The 14,832-nt window shown below is 37.4% G+C and carries 13 protein-coding genes; 10 read left to right on the top strand and 3 right to left on the bottom strand.

The window, feature by feature from the left end:
* Positions 1-208: 208 nt before the first annotated feature.
* The 7 genes from DH10bf12_RS17980 to DH10bf12_RS17950 all read left to right on the top strand — a co-directional run bounded on the left by DH10bf12_RS17980 (position 209) and on the right by DH10bf12_RS17950 (position 8,542).
* A complete protein-coding gene (locus DH10bf12_RS17980; RefSeq protein ID WP_471736582.1) occupies positions 209-628 on the top strand; it encodes a VanZ family protein in 420 nt (139 codons plus the stop codon).
* Positions 629-1,242: 614 nt separating this feature from the next.
* Positions 1,243-4,218, top strand: coding sequence for an FG-GAP repeat domain-containing protein (locus DH10bf12_RS17975; RefSeq protein WP_471736581.1), 2,976 nt, complete (start codon positions 1,243-1,245; stop codon positions 4,216-4,218).
* An 8-nt stretch (positions 4,219-4,226) separates the two neighbouring features.
* Positions 4,227-5,747 carry an amino acid adenylation domain-containing protein gene (locus DH10bf12_RS17970; protein ID WP_471738269.1) on the top strand — a complete coding sequence of 507 codons (1,521 nt, stop codon included), beginning with the start codon at positions 4,227-4,229 and terminating at the stop codon, positions 5,745-5,747.
* Between the two features lie 19 nt (positions 5,748-5,766).
* Positions 5,767-6,009, top strand: a complete 243-nt coding sequence (locus DH10bf12_RS17965) for an acyl carrier protein (RefSeq protein ID WP_471736580.1) — start codon at positions 5,767-5,769, stop codon at positions 6,007-6,009.
* 14 nt (positions 6,010-6,023) lie between these two features.
* A complete protein-coding gene (locus DH10bf12_RS17960; protein ID WP_471736579.1) occupies positions 6,024-6,503 on the top strand; it encodes a GNAT family N-acetyltransferase in 480 nt (159 codons plus the stop codon).
* An 8-nt stretch (positions 6,504-6,511) separates the two neighbouring features.
* On the top strand, positions 6,512-7,639 hold the full coding sequence (locus DH10bf12_RS17955) for an MBOAT family O-acyltransferase (protein WP_471736578.1): 1,128 nt from the start codon (positions 6,512-6,514) through the stop codon (positions 7,637-7,639).
* A 15-nt stretch (positions 7,640-7,654) separates the two neighbouring features.
* Positions 7,655-8,542: a hypothetical protein gene (locus tag DH10bf12_RS17950; protein ID WP_471736577.1), complete on the top strand. Its 888-nt coding sequence runs from the start codon at positions 7,655-7,657 to the stop codon at positions 8,540-8,542.
* Positions 8,543-9,127: 585 nt separating this feature from the next.
* On the opposite strand, the gene DH10bf12_RS17945 is transcribed toward DH10bf12_RS17950, so the two are convergent.
* Together DH10bf12_RS17945 and DH10bf12_RS17940 are read right to left on the bottom strand one after the other, a co-directional pair.
* Positions 9,128-9,835 carry an acyltransferase family protein gene (locus tag DH10bf12_RS17945; RefSeq protein WP_471736576.1) on the bottom strand — a complete coding sequence of 236 codons (708 nt, stop codon included), beginning with the start codon at positions 9,833-9,835 and terminating at the stop codon, positions 9,128-9,130.
* 23 nt (positions 9,836-9,858) lie between these two features.
* Positions 9,859-10,146 (bottom strand): acyltransferase family protein, encoded by a 288-nt coding sequence (locus DH10bf12_RS17940; protein WP_471736575.1) that lies wholly within the window; start codon positions 10,144-10,146, stop codon positions 9,859-9,861.
* Positions 10,147-10,547: 401 nt separating this feature from the next.
* Between DH10bf12_RS17940 and DH10bf12_RS17935 the strand changes: the two genes are divergently transcribed.
* Positions 10,548-11,525 carry a hypothetical protein gene (locus tag DH10bf12_RS17935; protein WP_471736574.1) on the top strand — a complete coding sequence of 326 codons (978 nt, stop codon included), beginning with the start codon at positions 10,548-10,550 and terminating at the stop codon, positions 11,523-11,525.
* Positions 11,526-11,631: 106 nt separating this feature from the next.
* Here DH10bf12_RS17935 and DH10bf12_RS17930 read toward each other — a convergent pair whose 3' ends face one another.
* Positions 11,632-12,438 carry a histidinol-phosphatase gene (locus DH10bf12_RS17930; protein WP_471736573.1) on the bottom strand — a complete coding sequence of 269 codons (807 nt, stop codon included), beginning with the start codon at positions 12,436-12,438 and terminating at the stop codon, positions 11,632-11,634.
* Between the two features lie 178 nt (positions 12,439-12,616).
* Between DH10bf12_RS17930 and DH10bf12_RS17925 the strand changes: the two genes are divergently transcribed.
* Complete coding sequence (locus DH10bf12_RS17925) at positions 12,617-13,639, top strand: extracellular solute-binding protein (protein ID WP_471736572.1); 1,023 nt, start codon at positions 12,617-12,619, stop codon at positions 13,637-13,639.
* A 25-nt stretch (positions 13,640-13,664) separates the two neighbouring features.
* Positions 13,665-14,819 carry an ABC transporter ATP-binding protein gene (locus tag DH10bf12_RS17920; protein WP_471736571.1) on the top strand — a complete coding sequence of 385 codons (1,155 nt, stop codon included), beginning with the start codon at positions 13,665-13,667 and terminating at the stop codon, positions 14,817-14,819.
* The last annotated feature ends 13 nt before the right edge of the window (positions 14,820-14,832 follow it).

Raw genomic sequence — 14,832 nt, 5'->3', positions numbered from 1 at the left:
CGAATCACAAATCCTTTCTATTACTTACACACTGACAAAAATTTGTATGTAGCATTTAAACTGGGTTCATTTTAACATTAAGAGTGGAGGGGGGACAGACCCCGCCTCCAGCGTTCTGCATGTCTTTCTCTACAAAGTTTAATACCCCTGTAACCAGGCAACACTAAGTAGTAAACGATAAAAAGATAAAAGAAATTGAGGTTATAACGTGAAGAAATTAATATTAACAATCTGGACGCTGCTGATTTGTATCGGGGTATTTACAGGAAATGTAGATGCTCTATTAGTGAATGGACAAGTATCCTTTAACATCAATCCAACTCCATCAGCGGACATGTATTTTCAATTATATCCACTCATCAACGCAAGCTTTTTTGAAATGACCGGACACTTCCTCATGTTTTCCGTGCTGACGTATCTGGTCTACATTAACTTCCGTCAATTGCATCTGACCTTTTTAATTGCTTTAACCTTTGCGATCACGACAGAACTATTACAGCCCTTCTTCGGACGCGGTGCTGACTTATATGATCTGCTCGCTAATATGATCGGGATCTTTTTAGTGGTGTTTTTGGTTGCAGCGGAGGGAGGGGCCGAGCGTACCTCCTTTATTAAAAAAAACCCTTAGAAAACATCAATCCAAAAATGAAGTCGCACTATTTTACTGGAAATCACGCTTTCCATGTGCATAAACATAAAATTCATTATTGTATTGAAGTCATTGGTAAAGGTTTTTTATCAGTACCAAAAGTCACAAGAGAGTATCTCGTCTCGAATTAATGACATAGTAACCATCTTAGTCTATATATACCTGCAGTCCCATAGAGTTTGGATCAACCTGAAATCACTATGTACAATGGATTCCGAATTCAGGCTATGTTAAAAATCAATGCTTTTGCTACACAGCTAAACCGCAGGTCAACAGAGAAATCAATAAAGTAAGTGCATACAAAAGGGAATACTGCACATTTAAAATCATTGGAAAGTACTGCTCCAAAATACTTTTGATCTTATTGTCGCATTCAGTAACAAACCATTAGAGGATGGCTGAAGCAATTGATACTTGAATATCCATAGAATTTGGGCTTGAAGAGGTGAATTTGATCAATTTATTCTTATATAAGTCCTACTGGAAATGTGATATGCTCAATGACAATATGGGAAATAAATTTTTAATTTATATAGAAGGAATTACTGCAATATGATAGATCATGACAAATTTAAAAGCATGAAAGGATCGTAATGAATAAATCTATAAAGTTACTTTTAGCAGGGTTTACTGTAGTCATTGCGCTGACTGGCATTTACTTCTGGTTTATAAAAGGTTCTCAATCTGACTCAGAGTCAGAAGAAGCATTTTTGAGTAAAAATGACTATGAGTTAAATGGCGCGCTAATCTATCATGAGGATTTTGTTGATGCTATCGCTCCGATTAAAGATCATTATCATCAGACCTTGGTTATCAACGCAAATCTTGATTACATCGAAACGGGTTCGTTGACTATAAAGGCAATTATGGATAAGGATTTTATACATATTCACGATTCTATTGAAAAGGACTTTTCAAAAGTAGATGTCATTGAAGAGTATGCAGAGTCAGGTGGTGTAGTACTGATAGGGTCCGGTCTGAATCATGCATCTCTGAATCAGCTGGCAGGAATCAGCGGATATAGCGGGACTTCCTTGAATTTAGACGATGATCTGTCAATTGAATTAAAAGACGATCATATAGAAAATATTTCTAAATTAGGACAACAATTTATTAAACATAATCTTGAATGGGGTAGTGGACAGTTCACTTTTAACGCAATAAATATAAATGAAGGCGATACGTTGTTAGAAATAGCAGATCAGCCAATGATTGTAAGAAAAGCGATAGGTGAAGGGGAGGTTCTCGTCTTTTCCGATCTTTTTCTGGATTACAGCAGCTATATCACAGGTTACGATTTTGTTGAGAGAGATGAAGATAATCAATATTATAGCTTTTTCAATTCGACCTTTAATCAAAAGACGATTGACGGGGTTTTAGAATATATTTCTCTAGAAAAGTATGGAGTAGCTTTCTTTAAAACTCAGGGACCTTATGGCAGACCCGGTCTGGCGTGGCAAAACCACTATGAAGTATTGGATTCAATTAAGAATAAAGAGGCGATTCTTTGGGGTGAATTGCTGAAAAAAGACAACCAGGTTCCCACGATCTCTTTAGTCAGAGGTTCTTACAATTGGGGGGAATGGTATGGTTCTGTCTCGTTCCATGAAAATACAGGTACAGAAACGAAGCCTGTTTTTGTTGGTGAAGAACTGGACTCTTTTTATTCTTTCGGGACCAAGCTTAGAAACCCGGATGGGACATATTTGGAATTTGGAAAACTTGACACTTATAGAAGTTATTATGAAGATTTTGAAGCTTCACACCGGACATTTCCCCAGTTAATAGATTGGAACGATAATGGGGAATATGATCTTGTTGTAGGTACAGATTCGGGAGAACTATCCTTACTTATGAATGAAGACGGTAAGTTTAGGTTTGAGGGTCCCGTCTATACAGGAAATACAGATTTGGGTACGCAGCTTTCAATTGGTCTTGAGACTGAGCTGAATATAGGAACTGGATTGTTTCTGGTTGGAAATAGTGAGGGTGATATTTACCAGCTCACTGGATTCGAAAAAGAACAAAACATTTTTACAGAAGCTTCACTTTTAGTCGATCACCGTGGGGAACCGATCAGGACAGACTCTATGGCAGCTCCTGCAGTTGGAGACCTGAATCAGGATGGACTTACTGACTTAGTAGTTGGAAATCATTCAGGACAACTGGATATTTATTTATCTACGCAGGCTGGGTTTACATTTGAAAAAGCGGTGACTGAAGCGATAGGGCAGAATCTTGCTCCTGGTATCGGTGATTATAATGCTGACGGAAAGAAAGATATTCTGGTCGGAAACCACGATGGTGAGATTCATACCTTTATTAATGATGGTGAAAATGATTTTGAGTATCAAGGAGTTGTGGAAACCGAAAGAAAAAATATTTATGGTGAAAACACAATTTATACTGGTAAGAATGTGGTACCGATGATCGCAGATTTTAATAAAGACGGAGTTCAGGATATTCTCACTGGAGAACTATCGTTTTCTTCAACTTATGATATTAGTTCAGAACAATTCCCTTATAGAAAAGAATTAAATGAGATCATTGATTATCTGCAGGGTAACTATATTCCAATCCTCCCACACTTGTACTCGCACAGTTACAAAGATGATACATTAGAGAAGGCAGAGTATGCGAGACATAGAGAGGTATTCAGGGAATTAGGTATTCCGTGGGAGTATGTGGGCACAGATCAGCATACATGGAGAGTTAATTTTGAAAATCCAAGACAGACATTTAATAATCAGATAGATGCAAATGTCTATTATAATTTTGCATTCCGAACACCAAATAATCCGGGAGATCCGGGCTTTGTATCAAATTATCTTTGGCCGAACCTTTTTATGTATGAAGGTGATGATGGCGGTGATATGGCAATGTCTACAGTTTCACCTATGATTACTTCTTATGAAGGCATACACAGGGAGCTGGCAATGCATGACATGCCTCTTATATTTTTTGAGCACATTGAGAATAAGGTATATAATAGAGAATTAGTTCCTCATTTAAGAGAGATGATAAACGAAATTAATTATATCAGGGACAATTTTAATTATGTTTTCTTAACAGAGGATCAGATGGCCCAGTCATTTATCAACAATATGAAATCTGATTATCAGATCTCAATGCAATCTGATAAGATAGTGTTAACTAGGGATACGACAGATGTACCGGAAGCGTTAACCGGCGTGTATAAAGGAACAAATGGTGTAAAAGCGGTGTTTTCTGATAAGGTCACTGAATTTTATTCAGAAGAGCTTATACAATATTCGAATGACAATGAGCTTTTTATTGGATTTTTAGATGACACGGTTGAACTGTCTAAATCAGATGATGATCACCAGCTTTTTAACATATTATCTTCCAATAGTCCCTTGAACGTAAAAGAAGATGTCATTAAGATAAACAATTATGGGATGAAACAAATCGTAGTTGAATCTGACCGCCCTCTAACGATCCAGGGTGAAGCGCTTGAGATTACAAAAAAAGATTCCACTCAGTATACGTATGAAATCACTCATTGGGGTGAACCGGTAAATATTACGATCAGTGAGGAGGATCAATAAGATTGGTCATGAAATCAGCAGTACAATTACTTGATAGAGCCAGTTCGATGTACGGTAATCGTATTGGCTATGAAGATGCTCATTCAAAGCTTACCTTCAGTGAATTAAAAAAACTGGCAGCTGTAATAGGCACGAACCTGTTAGAAGTGTTGCCAAAAACACCCCGTCACTCAATTAGACCGGTTATTGTTCTATTACCTAAAAGCGTTAAATGTATCATCAGTTATATGGGGATACTTTATAGCGGCAATCCATATGTACCGCTTGATGCAAACATTCCTGGTGCGAGATTGCAGAAAATTATCAACAACTTAAATCCGGGGGCAATCATCACTGAAAAAGAATATAGTAAAGTGTTAGAGCAGGTCGATCTGAAAGAAGCAAAGGTATATCATTATTCTGATCTTATAGAGGGCCGGCAGGATGAAAAACTCATTCAACAGACGATATCAGGTGTAATTGATACAGATCCTGTGTATATCATGTACACATCAGGTTCTACTGGAGATCCAAAAGGTGTAACCATTCCGCATCGGGGAGTACTGGATTACGCGGGCTGGGTAGTCAATACATTTTCACTGGATGAACACACCATCATGGCGAACCAGGCACCGTTCTACTTTGATAATTCGGTATTTGAGATCTATGGTGCCCTTTTAAGTGGTGGTAAAATGGTGTTAATCCCTGAACAATTGATGTTATTCCCTGTCAAACTGCCGGAATTTCTAAAAGAAAACAACATTAACACAATCTTTTGGGTGCCCACAGTACTAATCAATGTTGCGAACTCAGGTATTCTGGAAACAACCCGATTAGAAGAGCTGAAAATTGTTGCTTTTTGTGGTGAGATCATGCCGAACAAGCAATTAAATATGTGGAGAGAATCTAATCCTCACTGTTTGTATGCAAATTTATATGGTCCTACTGAAATCACAGACGTCTGTGCTTATTACATAGTGGACAAAGAATTTGAAGACTGGGAGCCCTTACCGGTCGGCAGAGCCTGTGAAAATATGAGAGTCCTGATTCTAAATGAGGATGATCATTTGGCTGAAGCTGGAGAAACCGGCGAAATATGTGTCATTGGCAGTGGATTAGCACTAGGATACTGGGGAAACAAAGAACAGACTGAAAAAGTGTTCGTTCAAAATCCCATTAATACGAATTATCATGAAAATATGTATCGAACCGGCGACTTAGGTTACGTCAATGATGAAGGGCTCATCATGATTCAAGGAAGAATGGACAGTCAAATCAAGCACAGAGGTAACAGAATTGAATTAGGTGAGATTGAAAAGGCTGCTACTCTCATAGATGGTGTAAGAAGATCCTGTGCTCTATTTGATACTGATCAGGAACGAATCATATTGTATTTAGAAACTGATTTACAAATAAACTTAAGAAAAGTGAATATGGAGTTAAGTAAGTACATGCCAAAATATATGTTACCTCATGTACTTAAGAAGATGACTGAGTTTCCAATGACACCGAATGATAAAATTGATCGAAAGAAATTAAAAAATTTATAACACACATATGGAGGTAGTTATGGATACTAAAGAAATACTCAGAAACTATATAATAGAAGAGTTTGGAATTGAAGACGATCCGGATTTTACAGATGATGCACATCTTTTTGATATGGGATTTCTGGATTCACTTGGCGCGACACAAGTGATTGTTTTTATCGAAGAAAAATTTGATATAGAAATCACGCAGAAGGATTTAATTTTGCATCCCATGAACACAGTCAATGAAATCGCCCTGGTTATTGAAAGTAAGCTGGATTAACAGAGGTGTCAGCATTGAATAACTTAGTACTAAGAGTAGCTGAAGACAAAGATGTTCTCATACTTAAAAAACTCTACCTGGATATGTACAGCTTTCTGGGTAATTTTTCTATGCCTTATAGTATGGACGAGGAATCCCTTGAGGATATTTTAAAGATCTTAATAAAAGCAAAAAGTACAACAATCTTTGTAGGTGAACTGGATGAAGAAATGATCGGCTTTATCACGATTGAAATTGCTAAGATTGATCGTAAACTAAAGCTGGAGCCGACAAATATTATTGGTTTTATTAAAGATTTGTATATCATTCCAGCTAAAAGAAAAGCAGGATTCGCCAATGCCTTTTTACAAAAAGGGGAAGACCTGTTTTTAGATATTGGTGCGACTGCAATCGAATGTAATGTTATTGTTGATAATGATGATGCCATTCGATTCTGGGAGTCAAAAGGCTTCAGTAAAATGGCGCATATCATGTATAAAAGAATTCAGGATTAGGAGAACTTATGTGGTTTTTAGACGTTAATATATTACTCCTGCTGATTGCATCAGGATTTGCTGTGCTGATTCTCCGTATATTTAATCAGCACAGCAAAAAAAAGTTGCCTATAAATCATATTATTGCAATTTCAACGTTGGTTATTTTATATCGGATAGATGAAAACCTCTTATACTATTATATTGGTTACATCCTGATTACTTATGCATTTAATATTGTGTTACTGAAGGTCAACAGATATAAAAAGTTATTATTCGCCACGTTTTCCATATTAGCGATCCTACCTTTTATATTTGGCAGGTTTGACAACATATTTTTTGTGCTCGGTATGGCATACACAATTTTTAAAGTAATCGATGCGCTCTATCACACTTACTATGGTGAGCAAAAAATTGACTTCTTAACATATGTAAACTTCATATTATTTCTCCCGGTATTTACTTCAGGTCCAATACATCGGTATAGAGAATTCTCAAGTACAATGAAGTCACCAATCAAACCAACGCTTGGAAATGTTTCGTATGCGGTAAAAAGAATCATTCGCGGTTTTTTCAAAAAGGTTGTTTTAGTCGCTGTAGTCACAATTCCTTTTACACAATTGCAGGAATTAACACCAGTCTGGTATGTGAGCCTCCTGTTAATTTTCCTGAGCTATCTGATCATTTATCTGGACCTCTCAGGGTACAGTGATATAGCGATCGGGATTGGTGCGCTCTGGGGGATAAAGGTTCCGGAGAACTTTAAGCAACCCTGGAATGCGCCAACAATGACCCAATTCTGGCGTTCATGGCATGTGTCATTAAGCGATAATATACGTGAACATATTTATATCGTAATGGTAAAAAAGAAAATCACAAAACTGCAGGGTGGAATGATTGGATTTTTGACAATGGTCATCATGGCGATGTGGCACGGATTTAATCTCCCTTACCTCATTGCAGGATCCTATCTCGGGCTGATCCTTTTTATCGAAAATATGTTCTCTATTACAACATTGAATAGACGCACAGCCAATGCTATCCACTTTCGGGTAAGATGTATTACAACGAACTTTTTATTCGCACTCAACTCTCTGGTGTTTACATTACCCCATGACCGGGTGCTGCCTGTAATAAAGGGACTAATTAGCTTTTAAAGCTGTGGAGGTCATATGGATAAGAAAAACAAACATCCACTTTTGTTTATCATCGGGTTAGTCATTTTCATGATAGTCACTGAAATAATTCTCCAGCAGACGAATCCTGTAGGAAAATCAACAATGTTTTTAAAAAATGATTTTGAGAAAATTTTAGCGAAATACCCTGAAGAAGACTTTGATAAAGTATTCTACGGTAACTCCGTTGTTATTTCAGGTTTTATAGATTCACAAAGTAAAAGTGGATACACAAACATTGGAATTGATTACGGTACAGTCGAAGATTTATATGCAATGCTAGATCAGGAATTAATCAACGTGGAATCAGAACTGGTAATCGGTTTGAACTACTTCACTCTGATGGATTCCTTTGACACAAATCCAACCTATCCATGGCATAAGGAAATCTATGAACCCTATTTATATGTTAACCGAAACCGTGTTAATCCAGTCATCGTTGATGGGTTAACGAGTGTTCTAAAAGGTGAACCATTCATCCAGACTAGATATGAATCGTTTAACAGAACAGTATATCCGGGCGTCATGGAGGAAGAAGATCTGAATGAGAGAATTAACGTTCACAGAGAGATGTATTGGGGCAAAGGAATAGACCATTACGCAGACAACCTGAAAGCCCTCGAGAAAATAATAGCATACAGCAAAGCAAATGATATTAGACTGAGAGGAGTGATTCTCCCCTGGAATGATGTAATCGAAAAACCGGACAATATAGAAGCAGTAGAATCAGCTGCTGTGGACATATTTGATACTCATTCAATCGAAGTGTTGAATCTATCCAATTCAATGCCAAGGGAGTATTTTCACGACTTAGGTCACTTTAATTACGAATATGGAGCTGTCAAATTTACAGAGGAGATTGATTCATGGTTAATGGAAAATTAAAAACTCTACTCACTGTGATTGTTTATGTCATTATGTTTGAATTAATTCTGCTGTTCTTTAATAATACAGGTCCTTTTATTTATGAGGGGTTTTAGCGGAGGATAGAAAGTTAGTCGATAATATAGATTTTAGATAAAAGTGCGAAGATCGGGGTAGAGCCCGGTCTTCGTTTTTTGGAATATACATGAACGTTCTGTAAAAATTACAATTGGTTTTAAATTAATTGAAACAATGCCAGTTTAAAGGTTCGCTAAATTCGTCGTGTTGACCCATAGCGTTTGCAGTGGCATCATCTCCCGAGGGAGAGAGACATTACTTGAAGGATAGGTATCAATTACAAGGAATTGCTTATCATGTAATACAGTTTTATCTTTTTTAAGCAGCAATCGGCTATTGATTTATAAGAATTAGGAAAAGGGAAAATGCAGGGGATGGAGGTTGTTATATCATCATGGTATATGCTGAATAAATGATGTATTCACCTCCAACACCCTGTATCAAATTAACCGAGACTTCATCTTTTGTAATAAATCATAAAAAACATAAGCTGCTACCAAAACAAAAGGTGTAAAATAAGATGAAAAGTCACTGATTGTTGCACATTTTTTCCAATAAGTCTAATATGAAATAGGTTATGTCAATGAAAAATGTATGAGAAACATAAATTCCAACTGCATTATGCCCTATATTAGATAACACGGATTTTTCACCGATATGTCCGTTCTTTAAGACAAACAAAAATAAGCAGGATGTTACAAAAATTGTAGAAAAGTAATAATCTACTGCACTGATCTCATTGCTCCAATAAAGGTTTGCAATGATGCGCTCAATTATTGATATAATCGAAAAAATTAAAAATAAGAAAATTAATGAAGATGATTTTATTTGTGAGACTTTTTGCTTTATCCATGTGTAATGATAGGCAGTGTAGGCACCTAATGTAGTATAGAAAAGTCCAAAGAACAGTGCGTCCCGTGTTTTGATACTGTAACCAAGTATTTCTAAATTAAAAACCCCTGAATAAGTTTGCCCGAACAACCCAATTACATTTAACAGAAAACTGAATAATAATAGGAATTGTAACTTCTGTATCTTAATAAAAATGTATACTGCAATGATTGCCCAGATTAATGCAGGCAAATACCATAAATGATATGATGCTGGACTGGCAGCCTCACCATATATCACAAAAAATAAAATTTTTTCTAAGCCAATAAAAGAACTAAGATAATCGGTTACTTCCTGTCTAATACTTGACTGCCCGACTATCGCTTCTATGATGCGTAATGTCATACCATAGACTACATAAAAAAATACTACGCTGCGAATAGTTTCACAATTTTTGAGACATATTTTCTAAAATATTTCGATCTATGATTAGATGCTGAAATCTTTTGATAGAATAAAAAGCCGGATACCACAAAGAAAAATGGAACTCCAAACCTTGCAAATATATTAATTAGAAAATCAATTCTATCTCCACCAATGCCATATACCTCTATTTCCTGAAAAGGTCTCGTATGAATACATACGACAAAGAATATTGCCCAAAATTTAAAATAATCTATTGCATAGTTTCTTTTCCATAAAACCCTCCAGACCAACAACCATAATCAAAATTATAACTGAAAAGACTTAGTGCTTTTCATTAATTTCTCATGACCTTTTAACAGTTATATTGTCAGTATGTCAATCTGAAGTCGAAAGAGTGTTTAGGACTTCAGCTGGTTTTAAATCTACTAATGTGAATTTAATGACTTAACAACCAGTTGTTAAAGGAATGATTTTTAAGATAATCTTTTGTTCTTTAAAAAGAAAAATAAACCTAGTTTAATGAATTAAATGTCATAATTCATCTAAAAAATCGGATGAAAAACTAATAAAATGTTGTAAAATAAGAACTTTTGAGAGCTTATAAAAAAACCATTGTGTTCTTTATTAAGATCAAATAAGATAGGGGATGTGGAAATACATACCACTAATAAATGATATCGGGGGCAGGAAAATGGGATTTATCAGTACGAAGGTTGCAGCAGGAGTCATGGCAGTAACATTGGGTGCAGGAGCAACAGCAGGAGTGATGTTTTCAGGGGGCGGAACAGTTGATGCAGTGAAAGGTCAACTATTGGATCTTCGTGATAAAATCAGTCAATATGAAATCTCTGAAAGTGCGCTATTTGAAAAAATCGGCATTATTAAAGCTGATGCAACAAATAAACTGACTGATGCAAATGGTAAAATCATCTCTGCAAAAGAAGAGATTAACAACCTGAAAGCAAGTAAGAGTTTCCTTGAAAGACAAGTAGACAACTTGAATGATGAAATCACTGCTTTGGAAGCAGATAAAGATAAACTAACTACCGATCTGGCAGCTGCTGAAACAATGATTGATGAAAAGGAAACTGAAATTGAGACATTGAAAGTGGAGCTTAAAAGGGTTGAGGATAAATTAAAAGCTTCAGAGGAAGAATATAAAGTGCTAGAAGATAAATATAATGCTCTTGTAATAGAAAATAACAGTAACAAAGAAGAAGCAGAGCGGGCTAATGATGAGGTACGAGAGGCAAATGCAAAAGTAGCCGAACTCGCTAAAGTATCTGCAGAAGTTGAAACCGAAACTGCAGATAAAGAACCAATGACAGAGGAAGCATTGGATGCGATTGTTACAGAGACTTCTCCGGATGTTTATGATGCAGAGCTCGTCGTGCAAAATCTGAACTTAACCTATATCCAGGATGGACAATCTGAAACGTTTAAAGCTGCTCACCAGGACCTTAATATTCAAGAAGGTGACAGAGTCTGGAGAGTGACAAACTCAAATAACTTTGCAGTATACGTAGAGTATGTAAAAGGCACTGAAAGCGGAGAGCTCGTTGCAAATCCTTCCCAGACATTCTACCTGACTGAAACGGGTGGCACGATGATCATCAAATGGCAGGATGAGAATGGGGTTTGGAAGCAGACGGTTAAAGCAGGGGCTTAATTTTAAAAACGAGAATGCTGCCTGGTGCGGTATTCTCGTTTTTAATGATGCCATGACAAAGTTAAGTTTTCATCATATTAGATACAGCAATCTTTGTCGCACTGTATCATATCCTTAAAAACCTCCGCTGTCTCCCATCAAAAACCGCCCACTCACGCACACCAATCCCGATCAGCATTTTCGCTACAAGATGATATTCATACCCAACTTCATCGGGTTTATGGCTGTCTGATCCAAAGGTAAAGACTGCGCCATACTGGTGAAGTTTTTTGATGGTTTCTTTTTCAGGAAAAGGTTGACCGTATTTTCTGATACCGGATGTATTGATTTCGACCGTCAGTTTTTTTTCTCCGATTAGTGAGAGTAGCTGTTCTTTTTTATCTGCTATATCCGGATCTTTGATAGGCGGAGCAAATGCGTGGAAGGCATCCGGATGCGCAATAATGTCGCAGAAGTTACTTTCAACAAGGCTGATCAACTGGTCATAATAGCTGTGAAATGCAGCTGCTGGATCAGTTGACGCATCGGTCCATCTGGATTTATCAAAGATGTGTATGCCATTAACGTAATGAATGGAACCGATGATATAATCGAGCGGCTGATCATTCAGAATGCTAGTATAGGCGTGGGATTCGCCTGCAAAAAAGTCTGCTTCGATTCCGATTTTGACTTTGATGTGTGATTGATATTGTTCCTTAAGTTTTATACATTCTTTTATATATGACGGGAATTCAGATTTAGCCATGACCATACCAGGCAGACCGATATCCTGCTCGAGATGGAAAAATGGGCTGTGATCTGAGATTCCGACTTCTGAAAACCCTTTATTGATTGCGCTGAGAATATAATCTTTAATTCCTCCGCTTGCATGTCCGCACCGCCTGTTATGTGTATGATAATCTACTTTAACCATTGGCATCTCCTTTGATTGATTTGATAACATCAGCCTACCTTTTTAAGGGACAATTCTGCAATGCAATTTTAGCAGTTTGAAGAAAAGTGGATATATTTAAAGGATTTTTGGATATGTAAGCGCTTTAATTTCAAGTAGGCTGTAATTGTAAAGAAAAATTCGAGGGGGAATGATGAGAATGAAAAAGATGACTCAGATGTTTGCTGCAGGTAGTGCGGCGTTAATGATTCTGGCGGGTTGTAGTGCAAATGAAGCGGAAGGTACAGCGTCAGATGAACTGGTGTTATATTCGCCTAATAGTGAAGAGTTAATTTCTACAATTGTTCCGCTGTTTGAAGAAGAAACTGGTATAAAAGTTGAAGTGATCAGTGCCGGAACGGGTGAGTTAATGCGAAGAATAGAGACAGAGCAGAATTCTCCTTATGGTGATGTGATGTTTGGTGGTACAAAGTCTGTTCACGTTGAGAACATTGATCTGTTCCATGAATACGTATCTGAAAATGACGCTGACTTAATTGAAGAATATCAAAACGATACAGGTAAAATTACTTCTTATGTGCTTGATGGCAATGTACTGCTTGTAAATGAAAATCTGGCAGGAGATATTGAGATTGAAGGATATGAAGACCTGCTTAACCCTGAATTAAAAGGAAAGATCGCCCATACAGATGCAGCGAGCTCGAGTTCTGCATTTAACCATGTAACAAATATGCTTCAGGCGATGGATGGAGATTATGAAAGTGAAGAAGGGTGGGCATTTGTAGAAGAGTTCGTAGCGAACCTGGATGGCAAAATTGCCAGTGGATCGGGAGCGGTTCATAAGAGTGTGGCAGATGGAGAATTTGTTGTAGGACTGACTTGGGAGGATCCTGCTGTTGGTTATATCCGTGGTGACGCAGCACCGGTTCGCGTCGTTCATCCTGAGGAAGGTACGGTCTACTCAGCGTCTGCTTCATCAATCATTAATGATGCGCCGAACCTTGAAAATGCCGAGCGCTTTATCGACTTCCTTTTATCTGAAGATGTACAAAACACAATTGCTGAAAACCTGAATAATCGTCCGCTTCATAAAAACACTGAATCTGCTGACTATATGACACCTCTAGAAGATATTAATATCCTGACTGAGGATTCCGAGTATATCACAGAAAACAAAGAAGAAATCGTAGATCGTTATATCGAGATCATCACACACAATTAATTTCTTTTAGAGAGAGGGTTTAGCGATGAGTATAGAGATCGGATTTAATCAGGTAATAAAAAAATTCGGAGACCAGGCTGTCATTCCTGGTCTTTCGATCAACGTTGAAAAAGGAGAATTCTTTACGCTGCTTGGACCGTCCGGCTGCGGGAAGACAACTCTTTTACGAATGGTCGCGGGTTTTAACAGTATCGAAGGCGGAGAAATCACATTTGATGACAGGGTGATTAATTTAGTAAAGCCGGATAAAAGAAACATCGGAATGGTCTTTCAGAACTACGCCATATTCCCTCATTTAAGTGTTAAAAAGAATATTGCATTTGGACTCGAGAACCGCAGAACACCTAAAGCTGAAATCGAGAAGCGGGTGAATGACATTCTGAAGATTGTTCAGATTGAACAGTATAAAGACCGCCTGCCGGAAAATTTATCAGGTGGTCAGCAGCAGCGTGTGGCTTTGGCAAGAGCGATTGTGATCAATCCTGACGTGCTGCTGATGGATGAGCCGCTTTCAAATCTTGATGCCAAGCTTAGGATTGATCTCCGGAATGCAATCAGGAAAATCCAAAAAGAGATTGGCATTACCACAATTTATGTGACGCATGATCAGGAAGAAGCGATGGCTGTGTCTGACCGGATCGCTATTATGAAAGATGGTTATATCCAGCATGCCGGTACGCCTCAAAACATTTATCACCGTCCTGCTAATTTATTTGTATCAACCTTTATTGGACGAAGTAATATTATTAATGGCGTGATGACGAGATCGGGTGATCATGTTGAGGTCAGTTTGTTTGATACGTACAAAACATCATTTAGCAATATTCAAAAAGAATACCTGCCAGCTGCTAAGACAGCAATTAAGATGTCTATCAGACCTGAAGAGTTTATTTTAACCACCGATAGAGATGGAATTGAAGGTACTGTTCAGAGAAGCTCATTCCTTGGTTTGAATACAAATTATTTTATCGAGCTGAAAAATGGAGAAACGATTGAAGTTGTACAGGAATCTAATATTGATTCACTGATTTCTGAAGGTCAGGCAGTCTATCTCAAATTGAATACAAAAAAAGTGAACATCTATTCAGAGGATGGTGCGATCAACTTTACAGAGGGGGTTCAAAACGATGCTGAACCTGTTCCTGAAGCCCGTAAAGGAGTGAACGGCATTGCCATTTAGACAGGGAAGAGAT

It is taken from the genome of Jeotgalibacillus sp. 10bf12, from assembly GCF_055597105.1.
Note: the sequence above shows the minus strand (reverse complement) of the source record. Positions and strands in the feature narration are given on the sequence as shown.